General features: G+C 71.2%; 30 protein-coding genes. 18 read left to right on the top strand and 12 right to left on the bottom strand.

The features are described from left to right. Window positions 1-76: 76 nt before the first annotated feature. The 3 genes from OG878_RS14225 to OG878_RS14215 form a co-directional block, all read right to left on the bottom strand. Window positions 77-667, bottom strand: coding sequence for an N-acetylmuramoyl-L-alanine amidase (locus OG878_RS14225; RefSeq protein ID WP_328887148.1), 591 nt, complete (start codon window positions 665-667; stop codon window positions 77-79). A 137-nt stretch (window positions 668-804) separates the two neighbouring features. Continuing rightward, window positions 805-2,001 (bottom strand): globin domain-containing protein, encoded by a 1,197-nt coding sequence (locus tag OG878_RS14220; protein WP_328887147.1) that lies wholly within the window; start codon window positions 1,999-2,001, stop codon window positions 805-807. Window positions 2,002-2,095: 94 nt separating this feature from the next. After that, window positions 2,096-2,545: an RrF2 family transcriptional regulator gene (locus tag OG878_RS14215; protein WP_328887146.1), complete on the bottom strand. Its 450-nt coding sequence runs from the start codon at window positions 2,543-2,545 to the stop codon at window positions 2,096-2,098. A 178-nt stretch (window positions 2,546-2,723) separates the two neighbouring features. Here OG878_RS14215 and OG878_RS14210 point away from each other — a divergent pair, with 178 nt between their 5' ends. The 4 genes from OG878_RS14210 to OG878_RS14195 all read left to right on the top strand — a co-directional run bounded on the left by OG878_RS14210 (window position 2,724) and on the right by OG878_RS14195 (window position 6,876). Then, on the top strand, window positions 2,724-4,130 hold the full coding sequence (locus OG878_RS14210; RefSeq protein WP_328887145.1) for a family 2B encapsulin nanocompartment shell protein: 1,407 nt from the start codon (window positions 2,724-2,726) through the stop codon (window positions 4,128-4,130). 242 nt (window positions 4,131-4,372) lie between these two features. Then, window positions 4,373-5,422, top strand: a complete 1,050-nt coding sequence (locus OG878_RS14205; RefSeq protein WP_328887144.1) for a family 2 encapsulin nanocompartment cargo protein polyprenyl transferase — start codon at window positions 4,373-4,375, stop codon at window positions 5,420-5,422. A 111-nt stretch (window positions 5,423-5,533) separates the two neighbouring features. Then, window positions 5,534-6,130, top strand: a complete 597-nt coding sequence (locus OG878_RS14200) for a GNAT family N-acetyltransferase (protein ID WP_328887143.1) — start codon at window positions 5,534-5,536, stop codon at window positions 6,128-6,130. Window positions 6,131-6,204: 74 nt separating this feature from the next. Continuing rightward, complete coding sequence (locus OG878_RS14195; RefSeq protein WP_328887142.1) at window positions 6,205-6,876, top strand: DUF6304 family protein; 672 nt, start codon at window positions 6,205-6,207, stop codon at window positions 6,874-6,876. A 266-nt stretch (window positions 6,877-7,142) separates the two neighbouring features. On the opposite strand, the gene OG878_RS14190 is transcribed toward OG878_RS14195, so the two are convergent. Then, entirely contained in the window at window positions 7,143-7,598 is a 456-nt protein-coding gene (locus tag OG878_RS14190; protein WP_328887141.1) for a group II truncated hemoglobin, read from the bottom strand. Window positions 7,599-7,903: 305 nt separating this feature from the next. Between OG878_RS14190 and OG878_RS14185 the strand changes: the two genes are divergently transcribed. The 4 genes from OG878_RS14185 (at window position 7,904) to OG878_RS14170 (ending at window position 10,296) form a co-directional block, all read left to right on the top strand. Next, a complete protein-coding gene (locus OG878_RS14185; protein ID WP_328887140.1) occupies window positions 7,904-8,296 on the top strand; it encodes a hypothetical protein in 393 nt (130 codons plus the stop codon). Between the two features lie 10 nt (window positions 8,297-8,306). Then, window positions 8,307-8,672 carry a DUF952 domain-containing protein gene (locus OG878_RS14180; RefSeq protein ID WP_328887139.1) on the top strand — a complete coding sequence of 122 codons (366 nt, stop codon included), beginning with the start codon at window positions 8,307-8,309 and terminating at the stop codon, window positions 8,670-8,672. Beyond that, window positions 8,669-9,604 carry an NAD(P)H-binding protein gene (locus OG878_RS14175; RefSeq protein ID WP_328887138.1) on the top strand — a complete coding sequence of 312 codons (936 nt, stop codon included), beginning with the start codon at window positions 8,669-8,671 and terminating at the stop codon, window positions 9,602-9,604. The genes OG878_RS14180 and OG878_RS14175 overlap by 4 nt, the downstream gene beginning before the upstream one ends. A gap of 74 nt (window positions 9,605-9,678) precedes the next feature. After that, window positions 9,679-10,296, top strand: a complete 618-nt coding sequence (locus OG878_RS14170) for a nucleotidyltransferase domain-containing protein (RefSeq protein WP_328887137.1) — start codon at window positions 9,679-9,681, stop codon at window positions 10,294-10,296. Window positions 10,297-10,728: 432 nt separating this feature from the next. On the opposite strand, the gene sodN is transcribed toward OG878_RS14170, so the two are convergent. Then, window positions 10,729-11,124 (bottom strand): superoxide dismutase, Ni, encoded by a 396-nt coding sequence (gene sodN, locus OG878_RS14165; RefSeq protein ID WP_267001973.1) that lies wholly within the window; start codon window positions 11,122-11,124, stop codon window positions 10,729-10,731. Between the two features lie 177 nt (window positions 11,125-11,301). Here sodN and sodX point away from each other — a divergent pair, with 177 nt between their 5' ends. After that, entirely contained in the window at window positions 11,302-11,748 is a 447-nt protein-coding gene (gene sodX / locus OG878_RS14160; protein WP_328887136.1) for a nickel-type superoxide dismutase maturation protease, read from the top strand. Here the strand turns inward: sodX and OG878_RS14155 are convergent. Beyond that, a complete protein-coding gene (locus OG878_RS14155; RefSeq protein WP_328887135.1) occupies window positions 11,652-12,281 on the bottom strand; it encodes a CGNR zinc finger domain-containing protein in 630 nt (209 codons plus the stop codon). The genes sodX and OG878_RS14155 overlap by 97 nt on opposite strands. Before the next feature lie 87 nt (window positions 12,282-12,368). Between OG878_RS14155 and OG878_RS14150 the strand changes: the two genes are divergently transcribed. The 3 genes from OG878_RS14150 to OG878_RS14140 all read left to right on the top strand — a co-directional run bounded on the left by OG878_RS14150 (window position 12,369) and on the right by OG878_RS14140 (window position 14,554). After that, a complete protein-coding gene (locus tag OG878_RS14150) occupies window positions 12,369-13,136 on the top strand; it encodes a class I SAM-dependent methyltransferase (RefSeq protein ID WP_443049254.1) in 768 nt (255 codons plus the stop codon). A gap of 147 nt (window positions 13,137-13,283) precedes the next feature. Then, a complete protein-coding gene (locus OG878_RS14145) occupies window positions 13,284-13,772 on the top strand; it encodes a SigE family RNA polymerase sigma factor (protein ID WP_328887133.1) in 489 nt (162 codons plus the stop codon). Then, a complete protein-coding gene (locus OG878_RS14140; protein ID WP_328887132.1) occupies window positions 13,769-14,554 on the top strand; it encodes a hypothetical protein in 786 nt (261 codons plus the stop codon). The genes OG878_RS14145 and OG878_RS14140 overlap by 4 nt, the downstream gene beginning before the upstream one ends. Before the next feature lie 69 nt (window positions 14,555-14,623). Here the strand turns inward: OG878_RS14140 and OG878_RS14135 are convergent, their stop codons facing one another. Genes OG878_RS14135 through OG878_RS14125 form a run of 3 tightly spaced genes read right to left on the bottom strand, consistent with a single transcriptional unit; the run spans window position 14,624 to window position 17,349 of the window. Then, complete coding sequence (locus OG878_RS14135; protein WP_328887131.1) at window positions 14,624-15,391, bottom strand: amino acid ABC transporter ATP-binding protein; 768 nt, start codon at window positions 15,389-15,391, stop codon at window positions 14,624-14,626. Next, entirely contained in the window at window positions 15,388-16,335 is a 948-nt protein-coding gene (locus OG878_RS14130; protein ID WP_328887130.1) for an amino acid ABC transporter permease, read from the bottom strand. Before OG878_RS14130 ends, OG878_RS14135 begins: the two co-directional genes overlap by 4 nt. A gap of 48 nt (window positions 16,336-16,383) precedes the next feature. Further along, window positions 16,384-17,349: an ABC transporter substrate-binding protein gene (locus OG878_RS14125; RefSeq protein ID WP_328887129.1), complete on the bottom strand. Its 966-nt coding sequence runs from the start codon at window positions 17,347-17,349 to the stop codon at window positions 16,384-16,386. A gap of 523 nt (window positions 17,350-17,872) precedes the next feature. Between OG878_RS14125 and OG878_RS14120 the strand changes: the two genes are divergently transcribed. The 4 genes from OG878_RS14120 (at window position 17,873) to OG878_RS14105 (ending at window position 21,287) form a co-directional block, all read left to right on the top strand. Further along, window positions 17,873-19,096, top strand: a complete 1,224-nt coding sequence (locus OG878_RS14120) for an NAD(P)-dependent malic enzyme (RefSeq protein ID WP_328887128.1) — start codon at window positions 17,873-17,875, stop codon at window positions 19,094-19,096. A 248-nt stretch (window positions 19,097-19,344) separates the two neighbouring features. Next, window positions 19,345-20,310, top strand: a complete 966-nt coding sequence (locus tag OG878_RS14115) for a zinc-binding dehydrogenase (RefSeq protein ID WP_328887127.1) — start codon at window positions 19,345-19,347, stop codon at window positions 20,308-20,310. Window positions 20,311-20,505: 195 nt separating this feature from the next. Then, complete coding sequence (locus OG878_RS14110) at window positions 20,506-20,715, top strand: sigma factor-like helix-turn-helix DNA-binding protein (RefSeq protein WP_030915748.1); 210 nt, start codon at window positions 20,506-20,508, stop codon at window positions 20,713-20,715. Then, complete coding sequence (locus tag OG878_RS14105; protein ID WP_328887126.1) at window positions 20,715-21,287, top strand: Clp protease N-terminal domain-containing protein; 573 nt, start codon at window positions 20,715-20,717, stop codon at window positions 21,285-21,287. Before OG878_RS14110 ends, OG878_RS14105 begins: the two co-directional genes overlap by 1 nt. A gap of 63 nt (window positions 21,288-21,350) precedes the next feature. Here OG878_RS14105 and OG878_RS14100 read toward each other — a convergent pair whose 3' ends face one another. Next, entirely contained in the window at window positions 21,351-22,367 is a 1,017-nt protein-coding gene (locus tag OG878_RS14100) for a PadR family transcriptional regulator (RefSeq protein ID WP_328887125.1), read from the bottom strand. A gap of 1 nt (window position 22,368) precedes the next feature. After that, the gene (locus tag OG878_RS14095) at window positions 22,369-23,226 is read right to left on the bottom strand and encodes a DUF4097 family beta strand repeat-containing protein (RefSeq protein ID WP_328887124.1); all 858 of its coding nucleotides are present in this window, start codon (window positions 23,224-23,226) and stop codon (window positions 22,369-22,371) included. A gap of 154 nt (window positions 23,227-23,380) precedes the next feature. Between OG878_RS14095 and OG878_RS14090 the strand changes: the two genes are divergently transcribed. Further along, complete coding sequence (locus OG878_RS14090; protein ID WP_328887123.1) at window positions 23,381-24,235, top strand: hypothetical protein; 855 nt, start codon at window positions 23,381-23,383, stop codon at window positions 24,233-24,235. A 9-nt stretch (window positions 24,236-24,244) separates the two neighbouring features. Here the strand turns inward: OG878_RS14090 and OG878_RS14085 are convergent, their stop codons facing one another. Beyond that, window positions 24,245-24,430: a DUF6104 family protein gene (locus tag OG878_RS14085; protein ID WP_007266501.1), complete on the bottom strand. Its 186-nt coding sequence runs from the start codon at window positions 24,428-24,430 to the stop codon at window positions 24,245-24,247. A gap of 186 nt (window positions 24,431-24,616) precedes the next feature. Between OG878_RS14085 and OG878_RS14080 the strand changes: the two genes are divergently transcribed. Next, on the top strand, window positions 24,617-25,231 hold the full coding sequence (locus tag OG878_RS14080; RefSeq protein WP_328887122.1) for a CU044_2847 family protein: 615 nt from the start codon (window positions 24,617-24,619) through the stop codon (window positions 25,229-25,231). Window positions 25,232-25,284 lie beyond the last annotated feature (53 nt).

The following is a 25,284-nucleotide window of genomic DNA, read 5'->3' as shown; positions in this document are numbered from 1 at the left end:
TGTCGCCCGTGCTGCCGCCGCCTCCACGGCCGCTGCCCGGTTGTCCGCCGCCCTGTGTGCGTGTGCGGGCGTGCGGCTACTTCAGGCGGTCGTGGATCCGGGCCCGCATGGAGTCCATCGTGAAGCCGCGCGGATCGATCTTGCCGGGCTGCCACTCCTTGTGGCCGATGACGGAGCGGGACGTCCAGCCGTGGTGGCGGCAGACCGCGGCGGCCGCCCTCTCGATGGCTTCGAGCTGGGCCTCGGGCCAGGGGTCCTTGCCGTCGCCGAGGTTCTCGCACTCGAAACCGTAGAAGTGCCTGTTCCCGTCGGTGTTGGCCTCGTTGTCGGACGGCAGGCGCTTCTCGGCGACGACGGCGCGCAGGACGTCGTCGTCGCCGAGTCCGGCGTGGTTGGTGCGGCCGTAGCCGACCAGGTGGACCCGGCCGTCCTTGGCGATCACACCGTGACACAGCGGGCCGGGGAGCTCCGGGTAGCCGTCGCGGCAGATCCGGACGGTGGCGGCGGTGCCGCTGGTGACCGTGTGGTGGATCATCACGCCGTTCACGGGGCCCCAGGGGCCCTTGTGGTTGCGGTTGTGCGTACGCCAGTCGCCCACCTGGACGACGGTGAGCCCTTCGTTCCTCAGGGCTGCCAGGAAGGTGCTCGCGGACATGGGGGTGGACATGGCCGACTCCTTGGGGGCGTGGGGGGAGAGTCCGTACTCCGCTTGTACCGGAGCGTCGGCCTCCGGGCCATCCCCGCCCGCGCTGTTCGGGAGTTGTGCGAGCCGATCCGGTCAATTCCGCTCTTCCCCCGTGAGGTTCAGCTCCGGGCGAGCCACAGGTCGGGGCCGAACACCTCGTAGTGGATGTCGGCTGCCGCGACGCCCTTGGTCAGCAGCTGGGTGCGCACGGCCCGCATGAAGGGCAGCGGACCGCAGAGGTACGCATGCGTACCGGACGGGACCGTCAGTCCGCTCAGGTCGACCAGGCCGGTGCGGTCGGCACGGTGGCCGGGCTCCGGGTTCTCGTACCAGAAGTGCGCGACGGCGTCGGGGAGTTTGCCGGTGAGCAGGGCGTGGTCGGTGCGCAGCGCGTGGTCCGCGGGGGAGCGGTCGCCGTGCACGACGGTGATCGGGGCGCTGTGGCCGGTGGCCGCCAGGTGCTCCAGCATCGACAGCATCGGGGTGCAGCCGATGCCCGCGGAGGCGAGCAGCAGCGGGGCGTCGGTGGCGTCGAGTACCAGATCGCCGTACGGGGCGGAGACCCGCAGCCGGTCGCCGGCCCGGGTGCGGGCGTGCAGCTGCGCCGAGACCTCGCCGTCGGGGGCGCCACCGCCGCGCACCCGCTTGACGGTGATCGAGCGCAGCGGCGAGCCGGGGGCGCAGGAGAGGCTGTACTGACGTATCTGGCGGGCCCCGTCGGGGAGTTCGACCTGCACGGAGACGTACTGGCCGGGCCGGAAGGCGGGGGCGGGCGCGCCGTCGGCCGGGCGGAGCTGGAAGGTGGCCACGTCCGCGGTCTCCTCGATCCGGGCGCTCACCTCCCACTCGCGCCACACGTCACCGGCGACGACGCCCTGCTGTGCGTACAGCCGGTCCTCGATGGAGATCAGGGCGTTGGCCATCAGCCAGTAGACCTCGTCCCAGGCGGCCGCGACCTCCGGGGTGACCGCGTCGCCGAGCACCTCGGCGATGGCGGCGAAGAGGTGGGTGTGCACGACGTCGTACTGGGCGGCGGTCACACCGAGCGAGGCGTGCTTGTGGGCGATCCGGCTCAGCATCACGTCGGGGCGGGTGTCCGGGTGCTCGACCAGTTGGGTCGCGAAGGCGGCGATCGACCCGGCGAGGGCCTGGCGCTGGGCGCCGGACGCCTGGTTGCCACGGTTGAACAGGTCGCGCAGCAGCTCGGGATGGGCCGCGAACAGCTTTCGGTAGAAGAGGTCGGCGATGTCCCCGATGGCTGCGCCGACGGCGGGGAGGGTGGCACGGACGGTGGCGGTCGACGGCTCGGAGAGCATCGGGCGGACTCCTCGAATTGAATTGGTATCTGAGATGCGTATTTTTTGGTGGTGCGCGGCCCCGGTGCGGGAGTGGTCCCGTTCCGGGAGGGGATCAGTCGGTGGCAGGGCGCCCGCCGCTGATGCCGATCAGCAGCGGACCGGTGGGAGAGGTGACGAGGTCGGCGACGGTGATCGGGTCGAGCGAGGCGTAGAAGGCCTCCTGTGCCCGGTGCAGCGCACCGCGCAGCCGGCAGGCCGAGCGCAGCGGGCAGGGGGTGCTGCCTTCGCACTCGACGACGTCGCCCGGCCCTTCGAGCTCGCGGACGAGTCCGCCGATCGAGGCGGACCGGCCGGTTCCGGTGAGCGTGAGCCCGCCGCCGCGGCCGCGGCGCGCCTCGACCAGGCCGAGGTGCTGGAGCCGGGCGACCACCTTCGCCGCGTGGGTGTACGGCACCTGCATGGTCGCCGCCACCTCCCGGGTGGTCGGCGGATCCTCGTCCGTCACGACGGCCAGGCGCATCAGTACGCGCAGCGCCACGTCGGTGAATCTCGTCAGCCGCATGACGCTCACCGTAGATAACTTGCATCGAGTATGCAAATTATCTGGCCGCCTGGACGTCGCCCGGCGTCGTGCCCAGTGAAAAGCCCGATTAGTCACACTCTTTCGTGTAATGGCGTGCCGTGTCCCCGCGCTGAAAGGCTTCTTGTCGCAGGTCAGCCGATGATCGGGAGGGCGTCAGATGTCCGTTGGTGAAGAGGTTCAGAACACGCAGACACCGCCGCAGCAGAGTCTGGGCACGGCGGCTGCGCGGAACCTCGCGACGACCACCAAGTCCGCTCCGCAGATGCAGGAGATCACCTCGCGGTGGCTGCTGCGCATGCTTCCATGGGTGCAGGTGCAGGGCGGCACCTACCGGGTGAACCGCCGGCTGAGCTACTCGGTCGGAGACGGCCGGGTGACCTTCGTGCAGACCGGCGACCGGGTCACGGTGATCCCCGCGGAGCTCGGCGAACTGCCCGCCCTGCGGGACTTCGGCGACGAGGAAGTGCTCGGCGAGCTCGCCAGGCGGTGCGAGCAGCGCGAGATCGCCGCGGGGCAGGTGATCGCCGCATCGGGGGAGTCGGCGGACCGGGTCTTCCTGCTGGCCCACGGCAAGGTCGAGAAGGTCGGCACCGGCCCCTACGGCGACGAGACGGTGCTCGGGGTGCACGCCGACGGGGCCTATTTCGGTGATCACTCCCTGATCGAGGGAGACGCCGTCTGGGAGTACACGGCCCGTGCCGTCACCGCGTGCACGGTGCTGACGCTGAGGCGGGCGGATGTGCTCAACCTCGCCGAGCGGGCGGACTCGCTGCGCGCGCATCTCGCCGGACTGCTCAGCATTCCGCACCAGCGCACCAACAAGTACGGCGAGGCGGAGATCGACCTCTCGGCCGGCCATGTCGGCGAGGCCGTCGTCCCGCACACCTTCGTCGACTACGAATCGGCGCCGCGCGAGTACGAGTTGAGCGTCGCCCAGACCGTGCTCAAGGTCCACAGCCGGGTCGCCGACCTCTACAACCAGCCGATGAACCAGACCGAGCAGCAGCTGCGGCTCACGGTGGAGGCGCTCCGCGAGCGCCAGGAGCACGAACTGATCAACAATCGCGAGTTCGGTCTGCTCAACAACTGCGACTACGAGCAGCGCCTCCAGCCGCACGACGGCGTGCCCGGCCCCGACGACATGGACGAACTGCTGTCGCGCCGCCGCGGATCGAAGCTGTTCCTCGCCCACCCGCGGGCCATCGCCGCCTTCGGCCGCGAGTGCAGCAAGCGCGGCCTGGTGCCGCAGAGCGTGGAGATCGGCGGTCATCATGTGCCGGCCTGGCGCGGCGTGCCGATCTTCCCGTCGAACAAGATCCCGGTCACCGAAGCCCGCACCACGTCGATCATCTGCATGCGAACCGGCGAGGCCGAGCAGGGCGTCGTCGGACTCCAGCAGACCGGCATCCCCGACGAGATCGAGCCCAGCCTGTCGGTCCGCTTCATGGGCATCGACGAGCAGGCGATCATCTCCTACCTGGTGACGGCCTACTACTCGGCGGCCGTGCTGGTACCGGACGCCCTGGGGGTCCTGGAGAACGTCGAGGTCAGCCGCTGGCGCTGACCCCCCGGGAGAGGTGGGCGCCGCCACGGCAGCGGCGCCCACCGCCCTCCGACGCCTCGGACCGGGCGCCCGCACCGGCCATGCCTCCGGCCCGGGACGTCCGGTCCCCGGTGCCCGGGCGGCGCCCCCGTGGAGGCGTCCACTCGCCGAACCACCCGCACCCCCGGCCCGGGGGTGCTCCGGACCGGGGGACCCGGCCGGTCACTGCCGGGCCCGGGCGACCTGAGGGAGCGATTGTGACCATGACGACCAGTACGGACACCGCGGCCACCGAAGGCCACGAGGCCGTCGCGCTCCTGGAGCGCACCCGGAACCTTGTCGATCCCCAACTGCGCGCCGCCGTCGAGTCGCTGCCCGGATCCATCCGGCGCGTCGCGATGTACCACTTCGGCTGGGAGCGGGCGGACGGAACCGCGACCGCCGGGCAGGCCGGCAAGGCGATCAGGCCCGCGCTCGTCCTCGCCGCGACCCGGGCGGTCGGCGGCGACCCGGAGCAGGCGGTGCGTGCGGCCGTGGCCGTGGAACTGGTCCACAACTTCAGCCTCCTGCACGACGACGTCATCGACGAGGACCGGACCCGCAGGCACCGGCCCACCGCCTGGACCGTGTTCGGCGTCCCGGCCGCCGTCATCGCGGGTGACGCCATACTCGCCCTGGCCCACCGGCTGCTCGCCGAGGACACCCGACAGGCGTCGGCCCGCGCCTCCGCCCGGCTTGCGCACTGCGTCATCGAGCTCTGCGCGGGTCAGCAGGCCGACTGCTCCTTCGAGGAACGCGGCCCGGACGAGGTCTCGCTCGACGAGTGCCTTGCCATGGCCACCGCCAAGACCGGCGCGCTCCTCGGCTGCGCCTGCGCGCTCGGCGCACTGTACGCGGGCGTGGACGAGCGGTCGGTCGGCGCGATGGACGGCTTCGGCCGGGAGGCGGGTCTGGCCTTCCAGCTGATCGACGATCTGATCGGCATCTGGGGGGACCCGGTGCAGACCGGGAAGCCGGTCGGGGCGGATCTGACCGCCCACAAGAAGTCCCTTCCGGTGGTCGCCGCGCTCACCTCCCGCACCCCGGCAGCCACCGAACTCGATGCGCTCTACCGGGGTTCCCTGCGCACAGCCGGCGAGGTGAGCCGCGCCGCCGACGCCGTCGACCGGGCCGGCGGCCGCGACTGGGCGCAGGTCTGCGCGGCCGACCGGATGGCCCGCGCGGTCCACCATCTGTCCCAGGCGGTACCCGATCTCTCCGCGGCGGGCGATCTGCTGGCCCTGGCGGAGTTCGTCACCCGCCGGACGCACTGAGAGAAGGGAGGAGGACAGCAGAAGTGACCGGCTCCCGCGCAACCCGTACGCCGTCAACTCTAGGATCCTGTACGTCGGTTGAGGTGGTACGAGCGAGAGCGGGAGCCGGGCATGGGCGTACGGATACGGCAGGCGGATGCGGCAGACCGGGAACAGGTCGTGCGGCTGCTGGACGAGGCGTTCCACGACGACCCGGTCAGCAGCTGGGTCTTCCCGGACTCGACGCACCGCCGTGCCGTGCACGGAAGGTTCCTCGGCGTCTTCGTGGACGTCACGCTCACCGAAGGCCGTATCGATCTGCTGGAGGACGGCACGGCCGTGGCCCTGTGGCTGCCCGTGCCCGCCGGCGCACCCGTCGAGGAGGACACCACCCCCGCGCTGATGCGGGCGACCGCGGACCCCGACAACGAGCGGGCCGAGCTGGTCGGAAGGCTCACGGGCGCGATCCACCCGCACCACCGGGCGCATGAGTACCTGCTCATGATCGGGGTCTCCCCGGAGCGCCAGGGGGAGGGGATCGGAGCGGCCCTGATCGCCGATGTGCTGGAGCGCTGCGACCGCGACGGCGTGCCCGCCTACCTGGAGGCGAGCAGCGCCCGCAGCCGGCGGCTGTACGAACGGCTCGGCTTCGCCTTCATGGGCACCACCGTCGATCTCCCCGACGGCCCGCCGATGTGGCCCATGTGGCGAGAGCCGCAGGCGGCCTGAGCCCACCACGCCCGCGGCAGCGAAGTGGAGGGCGGCAGGGGGACGGCTGCGGGAAGGGGCTACAGTCCGTGCCCATGACAGACGAGTCATGGGCAGGGTGGTACCGGGACCGGCAGGGTTCCGAGTCCGTCATCCTCACCACCGACGGACAGCAGCTCCGCATCCGGATCAGGGGCATCGACTTCGAGGGCGAAAGCTTCGACGATCTCGCCCCGGTGGCAGGCATGCCGCCGGAAAGCGGAATGGTCGCCCTGGCGGACGGTGCGCTCACCGACTGCGTACTGGAGTGGGACCTGCCGCTCCCGGTCGTCGTGGACGGCGCGGTCCACCAGGCCACGCTCGGCTGCCTGCTGTCGCTGCGCCGCCCCGAGGCCGATCTCCACCTGGAGCTGCACTTCGGCGGCGCGGTCTACGGCTCGCGCCGGGCCGAGACCGACTTCGCCACCGCGCTCGCCACGATCCAGCGCACCCTCCCGCCCGGAGTCCGGTTGCAGACCTGCATCGCCTGCGCGTTCTCGGACTACTTCCCGGCGACGCCCGGCCGCGGGCTGTCCGGCGGCCTCGCCTGCTTCCGGGGTGCGAAGGATGCCTACCGCGGGGCGTCGGGCGAGGACGACGTGCTGGATCTGTGGGACCGGCGGACCGGGTTCGTCCAGGAGATCTGGAGCTGCCGCGAGTTCGAGGCCCGCCCCGCGGAGGGTGCGGGCACCGGACACCGCGGCGCCTTCCCGCTCGAACTGGCCTGAACGCACCGGCAGTCTTGAGGACGCGACGCTCCTGACGGCCACGACGGCAGGGTGCGTGGCCCCCGTCCGGCGGTTTCCGTGCCCCGCGCCGTCGCCGACGGGGGCGATGGCCCCGGGGCGAGCGGCCGCGCGCCGCCCGGGTCCTCGCCGACGCGTTGTGCATCCGGGTGCACGCCGTGCTCCGCCGTTGTCAACAGCTCCGTGACGAGGGGCCGATCGAACCGCGTCGGCCCCTCGGCGTCCACCGGCCGGTGGGCCGCCCGCCCTCAGCGCAGACCCTCCCACCCCCAGCGCGGTGTCGGACCGGGGTCGCCGAGGTCCGTGCCGGCCGGGGCCGCCGAGACATCGAGCGCGATCCTGGTGCCCCAGTCGAAGTACTCCATGACACGGCGGCGCAGCAGCTCGTCGTCCGGCAGCTCCTTGCCGACCGAGGCCCCCATCAACTCCATCCAGCGCAGCCGCTGCGGCTCGGTGATCGACAGGCCGAGGTGGGAGCGCAACAGGGCCTGATGGCCGCCGAGTCTCCTGCTGTACTCGGCGGGCCCGTCGAAGATCTCGGCCAGCCAGACGGCGACATGCTCGATGTGGGTCGGCGTGAAGTCCGCGAAGACGGGGGCGAGCAGCGGATCCGCCAGCGCCTCGTCGTAGAAGGTGTTGCTCAGCCGGCGGAGCACGTCGACACCGCCGATGGCCTGGTACAGCGTTTCCGGACGCTTGCTCATGGTGCGCGCACCTCCATGGGAGGACCCGGTTCACCCCGGGCCGCTGGACCCAGCTTCCGCCGAAGAAGCGGCCGGGCCGGGGCCGTTCGCTGCCGGCGCATCAAGCGGGGGCGGGGGTTCACCCGCGACGCGTCGTCCTTCGTGACCCGTACCCGGCGCCACGATTCCGCCCCGCGCGAGGAGTCCTTCCCCGTGTGGTCCCGGGCCCGGTCGTCGGGCGGCCGGGGACATGTCTCCGATCCCGTCCGGCCCCATCCGGCGTGGCGTGCCCGAGAGATCGTACGTAAAGCTACATATTGCGCGCTATGAGAACTTATATGCACCGGCATGGCACAGGGATCAGGGTGGCGGTGACGCTGACGGCCGCGGCGGCCATCGTGGGCGGCTTCGCGCCCCGCGCAGTAGCGCTGCCCGACGGTCTCGGCACCGACATCATCGCCCGTGGCGACTCCCTGGCCAGGGAGGCCGTCGCGGAGGCCACGAGGGAGATCGTCGCCCTCGGCCGGTTCGACATGAACCAGTTCGAGGGCGTCTCGCGGATCCACCACGACGGTGTCACCGGCGGCGGACCGCGCATCCCGCCGCAGACCGGCACCGCCCACCCGACGGCGGGTGGCGACCGGACCATCGCCTCCGGACGGCGACTGCCGTGCCCCCGGGGCCTTTCGTTCGGGCCGAGCAGGGCTCGCGGGGTCTAGTTTGGGCCCCATGGCCGAAGCACTGCTGCTGCACATCACCGAAGGCCCTCTGTGGGAGGCGGCCCGCGGGACCGGGACGTACGACATGTCCACCCGCGGCCGCACCCTGCAGGAAGAGGGCTTCATCCACTGCTCGCTGCCGCACCAGCTCCCGGGCGTGGCCGAGATGCTGTACGGCTCCGGGACCACGGCCGGTGCCGAGGGCCCGGCGGACCTGGTGGTCCTCGTCATCGACCCAGCACGGCTCTCGGCACCCGTGCGGTACGAGGCCCTCGTACCCGGGGGCGAGGAATTCCCGCACATCTACGGCCCCGTCCCGGTGGACGCGGTCGTGGAGGTGCGTCCCTGGCTGCGCAAGGAAGGCGACCCCGCATGAACGCCACACCCCCCACCGGCACCGGCGGCACCACCGCGGTCACGGACGCCCCGATCATCGCGGTCACCGGCGCGACCGGCGCGGTCGGCGGCCGTGTCGCCCAGCGGCTCGCGCGCGCCGGTGTCCCCGTACGGCTCCTGGCCCGCGACCCGTCCCGGCTGCCGGACCTGCCGGGTACGGTCGCCGCGCCGCCCGCCGCGTACGGCGACGCGGAAGCCATGCGCCTGGCCCTGGCCGGGGCGCACACGCTGCTCCTCGTCTCGGCGCACGAGGGCCCCGACCGGGTGCGCGAGCACACCACCGCCGTGGACGCGGCGGTCGCCGCCCATGTCGAGCGCATCGTGTACGTGTCGTTCCTGGGCGCCGCGCCGGACGCCACGTTCATGTACGCCCGCGACCACTGGCACACCGAGGCGCACATCCGTGTCTCCGGTGTGCGTCACACCTTCCTGCGGGACAGCCTCTACCTCGCCGGTATCCCCGCGATGGCCGGGACCGACGGGGTGCTGCGCGGCCCGGCCGGCGACGGCCGGGTGGCGGCGGTGGCGCACGAGGACATCGCGGACGCGGCGACGACCGTCCTGCTGGCGGACACCGAGGGCGACACCCGCCACGACAGCGTGACGTACGACCTCACGGGACCTCAGGCGTTCACCCTTGCCGAGGCGGCCGAGGAACTGAGCCGCGCCACCGGACGCACCGTCACCTACCATCCGGAGACCCGGGAGGAGGCCTACGCCTCACGGGCGCAGTACGGCGCCGAGGAGTGGGAGGTCGCCGGCTGGGTCACGTCGTACGAGGCGATCGCCGCCGGTGAGATGGCCACGGTCTCGGACGCGGTGACGCGCCTCACCGGCCGTCCGGCAAAGACCCTCGCCACTTACCTGAGCGAGAATCCGGACAGCTACCGGCACCTGCTGAAGGCCGACTGACCTTCGGGCGGCGCGGCCGGCGGACGAACAGGCCGGCCGCCCGCCCCCCGAACCGAAGGGATGCGGCGACGGCCGTGCGCACCGAAACACCCTGGGGTCCCTGGGCCCCGGCCCCGCTCGCCGAGGTCGCCGACCGCTTCGCCCCGCTGCGCACCCCGTGGTGGATCGCGGGCGGGTACGCGGTCGAACTGGCCGTCGGCCACGCCTTCCGGAACCACTCCGACATCGACGTCACACTGCTCCGCCGCGACCAGCTCACCGCCCAGCAGGTGCTCGCCGGCTGGGAGTGGTGGGCCGCCGACCCGCCCGGAACCCTGCGCCCCTGGCTCCCCGGCGAGATCCTGCCGCCCACGGTCCACGACATCTGGTGCCGGCCGGGCCGCGACGAGCCCTGGCGCATCCAGGTCATGCTCGACGAGGCGGACGGCGCGGACTGGGCCTTCCGCCGCGACACCCGCATCCGCCTCCCGCTCGACCGGCTGGGCCGGGTCTCGGCGGACGGCATCCCGTATCTGGCCCTGCAGGTGCAGCTGTTGTACAAGGCGAAGTCCCGTCGCCCCAAGGACGAGGAGGACTTCACGACGGCGCTGCCGGTCCTGACCGCCGACCAGCGTGCCTGGCTGACCGAGACCATCACCCTGGCGTACGGCGCCGGCCACGCCTGGGCGGCGCGGCTGCGAAGACACCGGTGACGGCGTCCCACGCCTCGGCCGCCCCCGGGCCGCTCGCCTCGCCGACGGGTGCGCGTTTCCCCGGACCGGTCACGACCTCCGCCGGCGTGTGTTCCCGCAGGACTCCTGGCTGGACCATGGCAGCGCGGCCGGATATGGAGGCCCGCCCGTCGTCCCGCTCCCGGCTGTGGCCGGAACGAGCCGATGTCACCTCACCTGACCCCCGAGTTCATGTGCAGGGTGACGCGGTATCCGGCGGGGGCTGAGCGGCCGGCCGGGGGACGGTCCGCCGTCCGCCCCGGCCGCCGGCGTCCCGGTAAAGACCTGCGGAGACGACCGCACTGGGGCTTCCCCGACGTCCGTGCAAGGAAGGGCCCGGCCGGCGAGACCGGTCGGACCCTTCCTTCTGCCGCTCCGGCCTGCCGTGCAGGCCGCACCGCTCGCGAGCGGTGATCAAGCCTTCTTGGTCTCCCAGAAGATCTTGTCGATCTCGGCGATGTAGTCCAGCGCCTTCTGGCCCGTCGCCGGGTCCGTGGAGGCCTTCGCGGCCGACAGCGCCTTCAGGGCGTCGTTGACCAGCTGGTGCAGCTCCGGGTACTTCTCGAAGTGCGGGGGCTTGAAGTAGTCGCTCCACAGCACCGAGATGTGGTGCTTCGCCAGCTCGGCGCGCTGCTCCTTGATGACCACCGCGCGGGCCCGGAAGTGCGGGTCCTCGTTGGCCTGGAACTTCTCCTGGACGGCCTTGACGGACTCCGCCTCGATGCGGGCCTGGGCCGGGTCGTACACGCCGCAGGGCAGGTCGCAGTGGGCGCTGACCTTCACCTTGGGGGCAAACAGGCGGGAAAGCATTGAGCTGTCCTTCCTCGTGATCGTCTTCTCAGGTGGGACATTACTCCGTGGGAGACGTGTTTTTGTGGGGGCCCCAGGGGCTTAGGCCAAAAGTCCGGGGCGAGGATGGGACCAGTGGCCGAATGTACGGAACGGTATGCGGGACGGTGTACTGAACGGACCGGGGAGGTGCCGGAGATGCCGGAGGGGCCGGAGCTGACGCAGGAGCCCACGCGCGGGCTGGTGGCGCGAGTGCCTTTTCAGGTGGTGGAGGTGACGGGGCCTTCGATGGTGCCCACGCTCTACCACGGGGACTGGCTGCTCGTGCAGTACGGGGCGCGGGTGCGTCCCGGTGATGTGGTGATCCTGCGTCATCCCTTCCAGCAGGACCTGCTGGTCGTCAAGCGCGCTGCCGAGCGCCGTGCGGGCGGCTGGTGGGTGCTGGGCGACAACGCGTTCGCGGGCGGGGACAGTACGGACTACGGGACGGTGCCCGAGGACCTGGTGCTGGCCAGGGTACGGGCCCGCTACCGGCCGCTGAGGAAGGATCAGCGATCGGTGCTCGGTGTGGCGGCCTGGGCGGCGACCGCGCTGCGGACGGTGTCGGCCGTGCGCTCCGCCTCCAGGCGTTTGCGTGCCCGGTAGGCAGCCACGTTGGCGCGGGTCGCGCAGCGGTCGGAGCAGTAGCGGCGGGACCGGTTGGTCGAGGTGTCGAGATAGGCGTTGCGGCACGGCGGTGCCTCGCACAGGCCGAGCCGGTCCACGCCGTAGGACGTGAGGTGGAAGGCGAGGCCCATCGCCGCGATGGCGGCGTATCCGGCAGTCACGTTCGACGGGTGGTCCGCCAGGTGCATGTGCCAGTCCGGCTTGCCGTCCTCGTCACGGGTGTCGTGGCCGGAGATCTGCGGGCTGACCGGGAATTCCAGCAGCAGCGAGTTCAGCAGGTCGACGGCGAGCGTCTCGTCGCCGCCGTCGGCCGCTTCGAAGACGGCACGCAGCCGCGCCCGTACGGACCGGAAACGGGTCACATCCGCGTCGGTGGCGCGCCTGGCGGCCTGCGCATTGGTGCCGAACAGTTCGCGGACCGACTCGACGGAGGTGAGGACGTCCTTGTTGCGGGCCGGCTCCTCGGTGTTGACCAGGCGCACCGCATAGTCCGAGTAATAGGCCAGTTCCACTTGTAGTCCTTACCGTGTCGGTCTAGGGTCGTCGTGCGGCGATCGACGTAATGGGCGGTTGCGGTATCAGGGTATTACATCGGAGGGATTCTTGTGACGGATACAGCATCGGGCACCGACTGGCAGGCCTGGCAGCAGAGCTGGGACCGGCAGCAGGAGTGGTACCTGCCCGACCGCGAGGAGCGGTTCCGCGTGATGATCGACATGGTGGAGGCCGTGGTGGGGCCCGAACCACGGGTGCTCGACCTCGCGTGCGGTACGGGAAGTATTACGGACCGGCTCCTCAAGCGGTTCCCGAAAGCCACCAGCACCGGTGTCGACCTCGACCCCGCGCTGCTCGCCATCGCCCGCGGTTCCTTCGCCGGCGACGAGCGCGTCACCTTCGTCGCGGCCGACCTCAAGGACCCGCAGTGGGTGGAGCGGCTGCCGTACGACACGTACGACGCCGTCCTCACCGCCACCGCCCTGCACTGGCTGCACACCGAGCCGCTCACCACGCTCTACGGGCAGCTCGGTGGTCTCGTCAGGGACGGCGGGGTGTTCATGAACGCCGACCGCATGATCGACACCACCACCCCCCGTATCAACGCGGCCGAGCGCGCTCACCGCCATGCCGCCATGGACCGCGCCAAGGAGGCGGGCGTCCCGGACTGGGCGGACTGGTGGGCGCTCGCCGCGAAGGACCCGGTCCTCGCCGGACCGACCGCCGAGCGGTTCGAGATCTACGGCGAGCACGCGGACGGCGACATGCCCTCCGCCCAGTGGCACGCGGACACCCTGCGCGCCGCCGGCTTCGGCGAGGCCCGGGCCGTCTGGGCCTCGCCCTCGGACACCCTGGTGCTCGCCGTGAAGTAGCGGCGGCATGCGCTCGACGGGGCGGTACGGACTCCGGTCCGTACCGCCCCGTTTTTTCTTCGCAACCGCTGCAACCCGCCGGGCATCCCGGCGCACTGGAAGGGTGAGACGGTCCGCACCCGCGGACCCGGGAAGGGGGCGCCGACGATGCGGACCGAGGACGATGCCGTGCTGCACGCCTTCGTCGAGGGCAGACGTACGGCACTGTTCCGCAGCGCCTATCTGCTCTGCGGCGACCGCCACGAGGCCGAGGACCTGGTCCAGTCGACCCTCGTCAAGGTCGTCCTCGGCGGACGGCATCACGGGCGGCTCGACAACATCGAGGCCTATGCGCGCAAGACCCTGGTCAACACCTTCATCGCCGCCCGCCGCCGGTTCTGGCGGCGCGAGCAGGCGTACGGCGAACTGCCCGACCGAGTGGGCCATGAGCCCGACACGGACACCGGCCTTGCGGTGCGGGCGGCCCTCGCCCGGCTCACGGCCAAGCAGCGGGCCGTTCTGGTGCTGCGCTACTGGGACGACCTGAGCGTCGAGGCCACGGCCGAACTGCTCGGGATGCGGGAGAACACGGTCAAGAGCCACACGGCTCGGGGGTTGGCGGCGCTGCGCGCCGAGATGGCGGAGGAATTGGTATGAACGACGTCAGGGAGCTGCTGGGGCGGGCCGCCGAGCACGCGGGGCAGCCGGTCATCAGCACCGAGGTGGTGTACGCCAGAGCCGCCAGGGTGCGCCGGCGGCGCAGGGCCACGGTCGCGGCGGCCGCGTTCGCCGTGGTCACGGCCGGCGCGGTCGCGGTCCCGGGCCTGGCCTCGCAGGAGAAGCCGGAACAGGCCTCGGTCGCGGCCGCGCCCGGGCTGGCCGGCGACAGCGGCGACAGCGGTCGGGTCAAGAAGCTCGTCAAGCTGCTGCCCGAGGGGGTGGGCTTGGTCGAGCAGGTCTCGCTGGCCGTCGTCATCAAGCACGCGACCCCGGAGCAGGCCAAGGGGGAGAAGCCCGTCGGGCCGCTGGACGGGGAGTACTCCGTCCGCAGGGACGGGGGAGTCGGCTATCTGACCCTCCACACCATGGACCGCAAGTACATCGCCGCGAAGATGGACGGCACGGACCTCAAGGCCGACCTCTGCCACCCGACCAACGGCGAGAAGGCGCCGGCCGACTGTGTGCGCGAGGTGCTGCCGGACGGCCGGATCCTGACCATCTGGAGCACCTCGCGCACCGACCCCGATGGCGGCACACCCATGTGGGCACCCGAGCTCACGGCCCGGCTCACCCTGGGCGACGGCGCAATGATGGCCGTCCGGGACAGCGCCGGTCTGGTCAGCGGCCGGCGGCAGGGCCCGCCGCTGACAACCACACCGCTCACCCGTGCGCAGCTGCGCACACTGATGCTGAGCCCGGAGCTGCAGCTGCACAAGTAGCCGGCGCCGGACACGGGCGAGGGCGGTACGGACCGGAGTCCGTACCGCCCTCGTGTCATGCCCGTGGCGCTACAGCACCTTCGACAGGAACGACTTCGTCCGGTCGTGCTGCGGGTTGGTCAGTACGTCGCGCGGGTGGCCCGACTCGACCACCACACCGTCGTCCATGAAGACCAGCGCGTCGCCGACCTCACGGGCGAAGCCCATCTCGTGGGTCACGACGATCATCGTCATACCGTCCTCCGCGAGACCGCGCATGACGTCCAGGACGTCGCCGACCAGCTCCGGGTCGAGCGCCGACGTCGGCTCGTCGAAGAGCATCAGCTTCGGCTCCATGGCCAGGGCACGGGCGATGGCCACCCGCTGCTGCTGGCCGCCGGAGAGCTGCGACGGGTAGTTCTTCGCCTTGTCGCCCAGGCCGACCCGGTCCAGGAGCTGCTCCGCGCGGGCCCGGGCGACGGCCTTCGCCTCGCCCTTGACCTGGACGGGTGCCTCCATGACGTTCTCGATGGCCGTCATGTGCGGGAAGAGGTTGAAGCGCTGGAAGACCATGCCGATGTCCCGGCGCTTCAGAGCGACCTCGCTGTCCTTGAGCTCGTAGAGCTTGTCGCCCTTCTGGCGGTAGCCCACCAGCTGCCCGTCGACGTAGAGCCGCCCGGCGTTGATCTGCTCCAGGTGGTTGATGCACCGCAGGAACGTCGACTTGCCGGAGCCGGACGGGCCGACCAGGCAGAAGACCTCCTGGGGGGCGACCTCCAGGTCGATGCCCTTGAGGACCTCGACGCTGCCGTAGGACTTGTGGACGTCCTCGGCCTTCACCATCGCGTGGGTGCTCATGCGATGCCTCCCTCGGAGCGGGCGGAGCGGCGGCCGAGCGTGGCGCGCAGTCGCTGGAGCGGGGTGGGCGGCAGAGCGCGGGTCGAGCCGCGTGCGTAATACCGCTCCAGGTAGTACTGGCCGATGCTGAAGATCGAGGTCAGCACCAAGTACCAGGCAGCGGCGAGGAAGTACATCTCCACCGGGGACCCCGATGTCTGCCCGATGTCCTGCGCCACCTTGAACAGATCGAGGAATTGCACCGCCGAGACGAGCGAGGTCGTCTTCAGCATGTTGATGACCTCGTTGCCCGTGGGCGGCACGATCACCCGCATCGCCTGCGGGACCACGATCCGGCGCAGGGTCTTGGAGTGGCTCATGCCGAGCGCGTGGGCGGCCTCGGTCTGGCCGTCGTCGACCGCAAGCAGACCGGCGCGGCAGATCTCGGCCATGTACGCGGCCTCGTTGAGCCCGAGCCCCAGCAGCGCCGTCAGCAGCGGCGTCATGAAGCTGGCCCAGTAGTCCTTGTAGAGCGGTCCGAGGTTGATGTACTCGAAGACCAGGCCCAGGTTGAACCAGACGAAGAGCTGGACCAGGACCGGCGTGCCGCGGAAGAACCAGATGTAGAACCAGGCGATGGAGCTGGTCACCGGGTTCTTGGACATCCGCATCACGGCGAGCAGCAGACCGCCCGCGATACCGATGGCCATGGAGAGCAGGGTCAGCTCGAGGGTCTTCCACACGCCGGTGACGATCCGGTCGTTGAAGAAGTAGTCGGGGATGGTGCCCCAGTTGATCTTGCCCTGCGAGAAGGCGTACACGATCCCCACGAGGAGGGCGATCGCGACGGCTGCGGACACATAGCGCCCCGGGTGCCGGACCGGGACGGCCGTGATGGCCTCCGGTCCGGCAGCGGGCGGCGGAGTGTCGGCGGGGCCGTCCGTCTTGCTGACGTCAACAGTCACCGATGGTGCCTTTCAGTTCCCCCGTTGAGGAGCGGTATGGAACGCGGGTCAGGAGCCACCGTTGATCTTCGCGTCGTGGTTGGCGCCGGCCTCGACGCCCCACTTGGCGATGATCTTGTCGTACTCACCGTTCTTGATGATCGCCTGCAGAGCGGCCTGGATGGCGTCCCGCAGCTTGTCGTTGCCCTTGGCGAGCGCGATCCCGTACGGGCCCGCCTCGACCTGGTCGCCCACGATCTCGAAGTACTTGCCGTCGCCGGAGTGCTTCACCGAGTACGCGGCGATCGGGAAGTCCGCGGACACCGCGTCGACGCCCTTGGAGCGCATCCGCGTCTCGGCCTCGGGGTTGGTCGGGAAGTCCTCGATCTTCACGGTCTTCTTGCCGGCCGCGGTGCACTTCTTGGCCTGGGCCTTGGCGAGGTCCTGCGAGAAGGTGGCGGTCTGCACGCCGATCGACTTGCCGCAGAGGTCGTCCCACGTCTTGATGCCGTTGTCGGCGCCCTTGTTGGTGTAGATCGAGACACCGGCGGTGAAGTAGTCGACGAAGTCGACGCCCGCGCCGACCTTCTTCTTGGTGTCGCCGTCGATGCCGTTCTGACGGTCCTTGGTGTCCGTCATGGCCGACATGGCGATGTCGTACCGCTTTGCCGCGAGACCGGCGATGAGGTCGGCGAACTTGCCGTTCTGGAACTCGAACGTCACCCCGAGCTGCTTGCCGAGGGCCTCGGCGATGTCCGGGTCGATGCCCACCGTCTTGCCCGAGGCGTCCGTGGACTCGACCGGCGCGTACGCGATGTCGGAACCGACCATGATCTTGCCCTTGGCCTTGATGTCGGCCGGCAGCAGGTTGGCGAGCGGTGCGGCGGACTTGGAGGAGTCCGTGCTCTTCTTCGTATCGTCGCTCTTCGTCTGGTCGCCACAGGCGGTCAGCAGCATGGTGCCGGCGACCGCGATGGCGCAGACCGCTGCAATCCTGGACGTTGCGGCCGTGCGACGGGTGGTGCGTGCGGTCATGATCGGGTTCCTCCGGCAGGTAAGGGTGGAGTTGCCAGGCGGTTGGCACACATCGTCGGATGTCGCCGCCTCGTGCGATTAGGGGCATCTTGCCATTCGGACTAGCCCATTCAGGGTGCCAGTCATGTCAAAATCGGGTAACGGGCGATCCCCGAACCTCAAGAGGCCGGTACATGAAGGCCGGACCTTCCAAGGGGTTTCCTTCTTCCAGCCGGAGAATCTACGGCGTGTCTCACATGCTGGCGCATATTTCGTGTGTTGGTGGACTTGTCCAGATTTTCGAATATGAGGCACGTCACCGCGCCGGTATGGACTCGTCCGTGAAGCGGTCCGTCCGGTAAGAAAGACGTTTACACCCCTCATCCGGGGCCCAGGGCGCGTGTGCGGCGCGCCCGCGCGTACGTACCTCCCCCTGCCGGGGCGGGCCAACCGCCCGGCGCAGGGCACGTACGTGGTGCCCGCCCACCCCTCCTCAATCAGGAGTGGCCACCCTCAAACATTGAAGACTTAAGGGGTCAACACCATGGCAGCGGAGATCGTCAATCCTCGCAGCGACAGCAATACCGACAACAGCAGCGAGGGCGCCGTCGAGGAGCCGTTCGATCCGGCCTTCGCGCTCCACCGCGGCGGGAAGATGGCCGTGCAGTCCACCGTCCCGATCCGTGACAAGGACGACCTGTCCCTCGCCTACACGCCCGGCGTCGCCAAGGTGTGCAGCGCCATCGCCGAGAATCCCGAGCTGGTCCACGACTACACCTGGAAGTCGCAGGTCGTCGCCGTCGTGACGGACGGCACCGCGGTGCTCGGCCTGGGCGACATCGGCCCGGAGGCGTCCCTTCCCGTGATGGAGGGCAAGGCGATCCTGTTCAAGCAGTTCGGCGGCGTCGACGCCGTGCCGATCGCGCTTGCGACCACCGACGCGGACGAGATCGTCGAGACGGTCGTCCGTCTCGCGCCGTCCTTCGGAGGCGTCAACCTGGAGGACATCTCGGCCCCGCGCTGCTTCGAGATCGAGCGCAAGCTCAAGGAGCGGCTGGACATCCCGGTCTTCCACGACGACCAGCACGGCACCGCCGTCGTCACGCTGGCCGCTCTGCGGAACGCCGCGAAGCTGTCCGGGCGGACCCTCGGCGACCTGCGCGGTGTCATCTCCGGCGCCGGCGCGGCCGGGGTGGCCATCGCAAAGTTCCTGCTGGAGGCGGGCCTCGGGGACGTCGCCGTCGCCGACCGCAGGGGCATCGTCAGCCGGGACCGCGAGGACCTGACGGACGTCAAGCGCGAGCTGGCGGAACTCACCAACCGGGCCGGTATCTCCGGGTCCCTGGAGACCGCGCTGGTCGGCGCCGACGTCTTCATCGGCGTCTCCGGCGGCACGGTGCCGGAGGCGGCGGTCGCGTCGATGGCGCCCGGTGCGTTCGTCTTCGCCATGGCGAACCCGGACCCGGAGGTCCACCCCGACATCGCGCACAAGTACGCGGCGGTCGTGGCGACGGGGCGGTCCGACTACCCGAACCAGATCAACAACGTGCTCGCCTTCCCCGGGATCTTCGCGGGGGCGCTGCAGGTCCGTGCGTCCCGGATCACGGAGGGCATGAAGATCGCTGCGGCGAACGCGCTGGCGGATGTCGTGGGGGACGAGCTGGCTGCCGACTACGTGATCCCGTCGCCGTTCGACGAGCGGGTCGCTCCGGCGGTGACCGCTGCGGTGGCCGCGGCGGCCCGTGCGGAGGGCGTGGCGCGCCGCTGAGGCGGGCTGGGCGGAGTGGGGGCGCAGGGCCTGTGACGGGCCCTGTCCCCATCCCACCCTCTTCCGGGGCCCCGGGGCTGCGCCCCGGACCCCGCGCCTCGAATTTCCCCACGGCCTCAAGAGAATGGGCGACCCTCTCGGGGGTCCGGAAGGCTGCCCCGATCGCCGCGGGGCCCGGTTGCGCACGCGTGCTACGTCACACGCTCGGCCGGTTCCGTCGCACCGGCGCCGCGCCTAATGTCGGCGCCATGTTCGCCGCCTACGCATCCCGCATCGACCGCGACCACCCCCTCAACGGCCTTGAGCTGGGCGAACGCCCGGCCCCCGAGGCGCGGCCCGGCTGGACCACGGTCCAGGTCCGGGCCGCCTCGCTGAACCACCACGACCTGTGGTCCCTCCGTGGCGTCGGTCTCGCCGAGGACAAGCTGCCGATGATCCTCGGCTGCGACGCCGCCGGTGTCGACGAGGACGGCAACGAGGTCGTCCTGCACTCCGTCATCGGCCAGACCGGACATGGCGTCGGTCCGAACGAGCCACGCTCCATCCTCACCGAGCGCTACCAGGGCACCTTCGCCGAGCAGGTCACCGTCCCCAGCTGGAACGTGCTGCGCAAGCCGAAGGAGCTCACCTTCGAGCAGGCCGCCTGTCTGCCGACCGCCTGGCTCACGGCGTACCGGATGCTCTTCACCAACGCCGGGGTACGGCCCGGCGACTCGGTCCTCGTGCAGGGGGCGGGTGGCGGTGTCGCGACCGCCGCGATCGTCCTCGGCCGGGCGGCCGGGCTGCGGATCTACGCAACCAGCCGGGACGAGACCAAGCGCAAGCGGGCCGTCGAGCTCGGTGCGATCGAGGCGTACGAGCCGGGCGCGCGGCTGCCGCAGCGTGTCGACGCCGTCATCGAGACCGTCGGCGCCGCGACCTGGTCGCACTCGGTGAAGTCGCTGCGCCCCGGCGGCACCCTGGTCATCTCCGGCGCGACCAGCGGTGACCGGCCCTCGCACGCCGAGCTGACCCGGATCTTCTTCCTGGAGCTGAAGGTCGTCGGTTCGACGATGGGGTCCAAGGACGAGCTGGAGGACCTGCTGGCGTTCTGCGCGACGACCGGGGTGCGGCCCGTCATCGACGAGGTGCTGCCGCTGGACCGGGCCCGCGAAGGGTTCGAACGGCTTGCCTCGGGCGACCAGTTCGGAAAGATCGTACTCACCGCTTCCTGACGCACCGTGGCGGTGCATCAGCCCGGTCCATGAGATCTGCGCCCGTGCCGACGGGCAGATCCGTCACATGGCAGTCGTCACTTCATCCGTACCGGCGGCGGGGGCCTTCGCCCCCGCCGCCGTCGTGCGTCCGGCCGGGGATCCGCCGTGTCAACTGTGGTTGACATGAGCTCCATGTCAACGTAAGTTGACATCATGACGGAAGCAACGGATCTTGCCGCGCGTGCCGGCGACCGCGACCCGCGCGTCGGGCTGCGGGCCGTCGTCGCGCTGCGGCGGCTGCTGGAGCAGCTCGAAGCCGTACAGGTCAGAAGTGCCCGCGTCCAGGGCTGGTCCTGGCAGGAGATCGCCGCCGAACTGGGCGTCAGCCGACAGGCCGTGCACAAGAAGTACGGGAGGAATTGATGTTCGAACGATTCAGCGCCGGTGCCCGTGCCGTGGTGGCCGGCGCCGTGGACCGGGCCCGGAAGACGGGCTCCCGCGCCGTCACCGAGCAGCACATGCTGCTCGCCCTGCTGGATCAGCAGGGCGGCGACCGGGCCTCCTTCGCCGTCACCGCGCTCGGTCTCACCGACCGCCGCGCCTCGGTGGAGGCGGCGCTCGCCGCCGCGGACCGCCGCGGCGGCCTGACCAAGGCCGATACGGACGCACTCGCCGGAATCGGCATCGACGTGACGGAGATCGTCGCCCGGATCGAGGATGCCCACGGCGAGGGCGCACTGGCGGAGGACCGGAAGGACCGCCGGGGCCGGTCAGGGCGGGCGCCCTTCAACCGTGGGGCGAAGACCGTCCTGGAGAGGTCCCTGCGGGTTGCGCTCGGGCGCGGCGACCGGTTCATCGGCGAGGAACACATCCTGGTGGCGCTCACCGTCATCCCCGGTGTGGTCGCCGACGTACTGGCGGAGCACGGGGCGACGCACGAGACGGTGACCCGTGCGCTGTACGGGGGCGCGGAGGGGCAGGCCAAGGCGGGCTGACGGGATCCCCCGGCGGGTGGCGGGCGGGGGAGCCTGCCCGGTGCAGCAGGCCCCCCGGCCGGCTCAGTGTGCGCCGTCGGTGCCCTTGTCGCCCTTGGCGTCGCCCTCGTCGGCATGGGTGTCCTTGCGCAGCAGTGCGCCGATGTGGGCCGCCGCCGTCGACAGATGGCGGCGGGCCTCCGTCAGCTGGGCCTGTGTGACGCCCTGGTCCCGGGCCGTGTCGCGGATGTCGTCGCGGAAGCGGTCGAGCAGGCGGTCCAGGTCGCGGGCCGGGTCGCCCGTGCCGACCGTGTCCTTGCCCCACTCGGGGTCCGCGTCCGCCGCGTCCGGCTTGATGTACGGGGGCCAGTTGCCCGTCGATGCGAGCCCGCCCAGGCGGCCGGTGATCTCGGCCAGCCCCTCACGTACGCCGGTGGGCCAGTCGCCCCGGGCGAAGTGTTCCTGGACCTGCCGGGCCGCGTTCTGCATCTGCTCGCGCGCCCTGTCCTGCGCCTCCTTGGCCTGGCGGCGGGCCTGCTGGGCCTCCTCGCGGGCACGCCGCGACTCGTCCTTCGCCCGGCGGGCCTGTTCCTTCCACTCCTGCTTGGCCTTGCGCAGCTCCTCCTTGGCGGTGCGCCATGCCTCGTTGTCGCCGAAGTCGCCGAACGGGGACCCCCGGTCGGCTTTCGCCCCGGCCCCGGCACCGGCGGTGTGCCGCGTCTCGCCGGCCGCCGCCCGCATCTCGCTGCGCAGCTTGCCCGCGGCGCCGCGCACGTCGTCGCGCATCTCGGCGGCCAGTTCGGAGACCGATTCGCGGATCTCCAGTTCCAGATCGGCGAGTTCGCCGGTGCGGCCGGCCAGTTCGGCGCGGCCGGCGTCGGTGATCGAGTAGACCTTGCGACCGCCCTCGGTGGTGTGCGTGACCAGGCCTTCGGCCTCCAGCTTGGCCAGGCGCGGATAGACGGTGCCCGCCGAGGGCGCGTACAGCCCCTGGAAGCGTTCCTCCAGGAGCCGGATCACCTCGTAGCCATGACGAGGGGCCTCGTCCAGCAGCTTGAGCAGATAGAGGCGCAGGCGCCCATGGGCGAATACGGGAGGCATGTCAGAGCACCTTTCCGGTCGGCTCGGCGTCGTATCCGTCGTCCTCGGCCGGTGGACGGCGGAGCAGGGCGATCGCGCCCGAGACGGTGGTGGCCTTCAGTGTCCCCGTGCCGGCACCGAGGGTGCCGGTGATCTTCTTCGCCCCCCACTGGCCGGTGACCCGAAGGTCCTCGAAGCCGTTGGAGACGGGGCCGCTCGCCGTGCTCGCCTCGACCGTCGCGTCCGCCGGGTGCGGCAGCCGGATGGCCACCTCGCCGGAGACCGTGGTCAGCCGGATGTCCGTGGGCTTACCGGTCGGGTCCAGGTCCAGCACCATGTTGCCGCTGACCGAATCGGCCCGTACGGAGGTCCCGGCGCCCTCGACGACCGTCAGATCGCCGGAGACCGACTTGAAGCGGAGGCTGCCGGTGACGGCCTGGGCCTCCACGTTGCCGGAGACCGTGTCCGCGCGGACCGTACCGGCGAGGCCGACCAGTGCGGTGTCCCCGCTGACGCCGCGCACATCCGTGCGCCCCCGGATGCCGGATACGAACGCTCCGGCGCCGAGCACGCCGACCTCCACCGCCGATCCGGCCGGCACGGCGAGCGAGACGACCGCGCTGCGGTGCCAGCCCTTGCGGTCGAAGAGCTTCAGGAAGCCGTGCCAGGGCAGGTCGTCGTAGCCGATCGAGAGGCTGCCGTCCTGCTGGGTCACGATCAGTGGCGGCCCCTCGATCCCGGAGATCTCCAGCCGGGTGGTCGGCTCGTCGGTACCCACGACATTGACCGTGCCGTTGGCGATGCGCACATTGAGCGACGACACCGGTGCGTCGAAGGTCAGTTTCCGAGGCTCGGCGATGGCCCACGTCGACACAGGCATGGATCTGACCTCCCGGGGAACACAGCGTGACGCAACATATCGCGTCTCTTGCAGAACACGATATATCGCGGATGTGGGAAGTCAAGGGAGAGGGGGGTGCCAGGGATGGATCAAATGGCGCTCGATATGGGCAAATTGCCCTACGGTGTGGGGCATGAACGCGACATCATCCGTGGGGGCGCTGCTGCTGTGCCGGGCCGAGCCCGACTCCGTACGGCCGGTGGCCCATCTGCTGCGCGAGCGGATGCTGCTCGCCCCCGCCGGTGACGGGTGGAGTGTCCTCGTGCCGGAGGGCACGCCCTGGCGGGAGAACGGCGACGGGGGTGACCAGGAGGCGGGGGAGCAGGCGGTCGACAGCGTGCTGGGCGGCTGGGCCGCGGCACTTGCGGTCGGAGCCCCCTGGCCGGTCGTCGCGCTGTGGTGGGACGGCGACCGGGCCGGCTGCACCCTCGCGTCCGGCTTCCGCCGGCCCGTCGGTTACGTCTGGCTGGCGGACGGCACCCCCGCCGGGGAGGACGAGGCGATGCGGACGTTCGCCGCGCGGCTCGGTCTCGATCCCGTCCATGACGTCCAGGAGCTGGAGGTGCTGACCCGCCCCGACCCGGGAGCGGACGCCCGCACCCGGCTGCGCGGACTGCTCGCCGTCCTCACCCGCCTCGGGCTGGAGCTCCCGCCGGGTCTCGAACCCGGCGACCCCGCCGGCCGGCTGCATGCTACGGCCGGCAGCCGGGCCGGGACGGAACGGATCGCGTGGGCGGGCTGGCGCGACGCCGTGAGGCTGGAACTCGACGCCGTCGAGAGCAGCGGCCTCGGTCCGTGGGTACGCGGCCCCAGGGCCCGCGCGCTCGCCGTCGCCCAGCTGGCCGCGGGCCTCCCGCTCGCCGCCTGGGGGATGGGTCGCCGCAGCGGAGGGTGGGCCTTCGCGGGGGCGCTGCTGATCGTGCACGGTGCGGCCGGGCTCGCGTACGACCGGATCCGGGGCGACGCCGGAAAGCGGGGCAGGCCTTGAGGCCTGCGCCTACTCGTCGTCCTCGTCCTCGTCGTCGAGCCGGGCCAGCCAGGTGGCGAGGCGCTCGACAGGCACCTCGAAGTCGGGGTTGAGATCGACGAACGTACGCAGCTGCTCGGCGAGCCACTCGAAGGTGACCTCCTCCTCGCCGCGTCGCTTCTCCAGCTCCTCGATGCCACGGTCGGTGAAGTACATGGCGGCCAGTTTAATGCCTGGTGGGTGCCCCGAGAGGGCCCGGAAGGCGGACGGGCGGGGCCGTCCGCGGGGCGCCGGGAGGCGGCCGGGAACCGCGGCACCCGGTACCGGCGGCATGGGCCATGTGTCTCGCATCGGCCGCGTACTGCCGTTAATCTTCCGTGAGTTGGGGGAACGGGGGGTGTCATGAGCGACAGTGAGGCCCGTATTGCGCGGATAGAGATGCCGGACGGTACGCCCGTCTGGGCGCGCATCTCCGGGGCCGGGGAACTCGGGCGGAAGCCTCCCGGGAGCGGTCTGTCCTACACGGACACCGGCTTCCCGGACTTCGCCGGCCAGGTACAGGCCCGGGTGGAGAGCCTGCACGGGGTGGTGACCAGTGTCGCCCGGTCGCTCGCCGAGCCGTTGCGGGCCGTGCGGCCGGACGAGGTCAGCGTCGAATTCGGCATCGAGCTCACGGCCAAGGCGGGCAAGGTGGTGGGGCTCCTCGCGGACGGGGAGGCCAAGGGCGCGATCAAGGTCACGCTGACCTGGCACGGTGGCGGACCGCCGGTCGCACCGCAGGTGCCCGCGCAGGCGGCCACGCCACCGATCCCGCCCGTACCACCGGTCCCGGCCACACCCCCGGCTACGCCGTCCGCACCGTCTTCACCCGCAGCACCTGCGTCCCCGGCACCGGCGAACCCGTCGCCGCACGCCGTGCAACCGGAGCCCGCACCCCCGTCGCGGTCCGCCGGGGCTCCCACCGGCGCACCGGCGCCTCCCGGCCCGGCCGGGGCCGCCGACGGCAGCGGGTCATGACGCACGGGACCGGCGGGGGCGCGGAGGGGGGTCCGGGTCAGGCGGAGGCTGCG

The sequence above is a fragment of the Streptomyces sp. NBC_00316 genome (assembly GCF_036158715.1).
In the GTDB taxonomy this organism is placed as follows: Bacteria; Actinomycetota; Actinomycetes; order Streptomycetales; family Streptomycetaceae; genus Streptomyces.
Note: the sequence above shows the minus strand (reverse complement) of the source record. Positions and strands in the feature narration are given on the sequence as shown.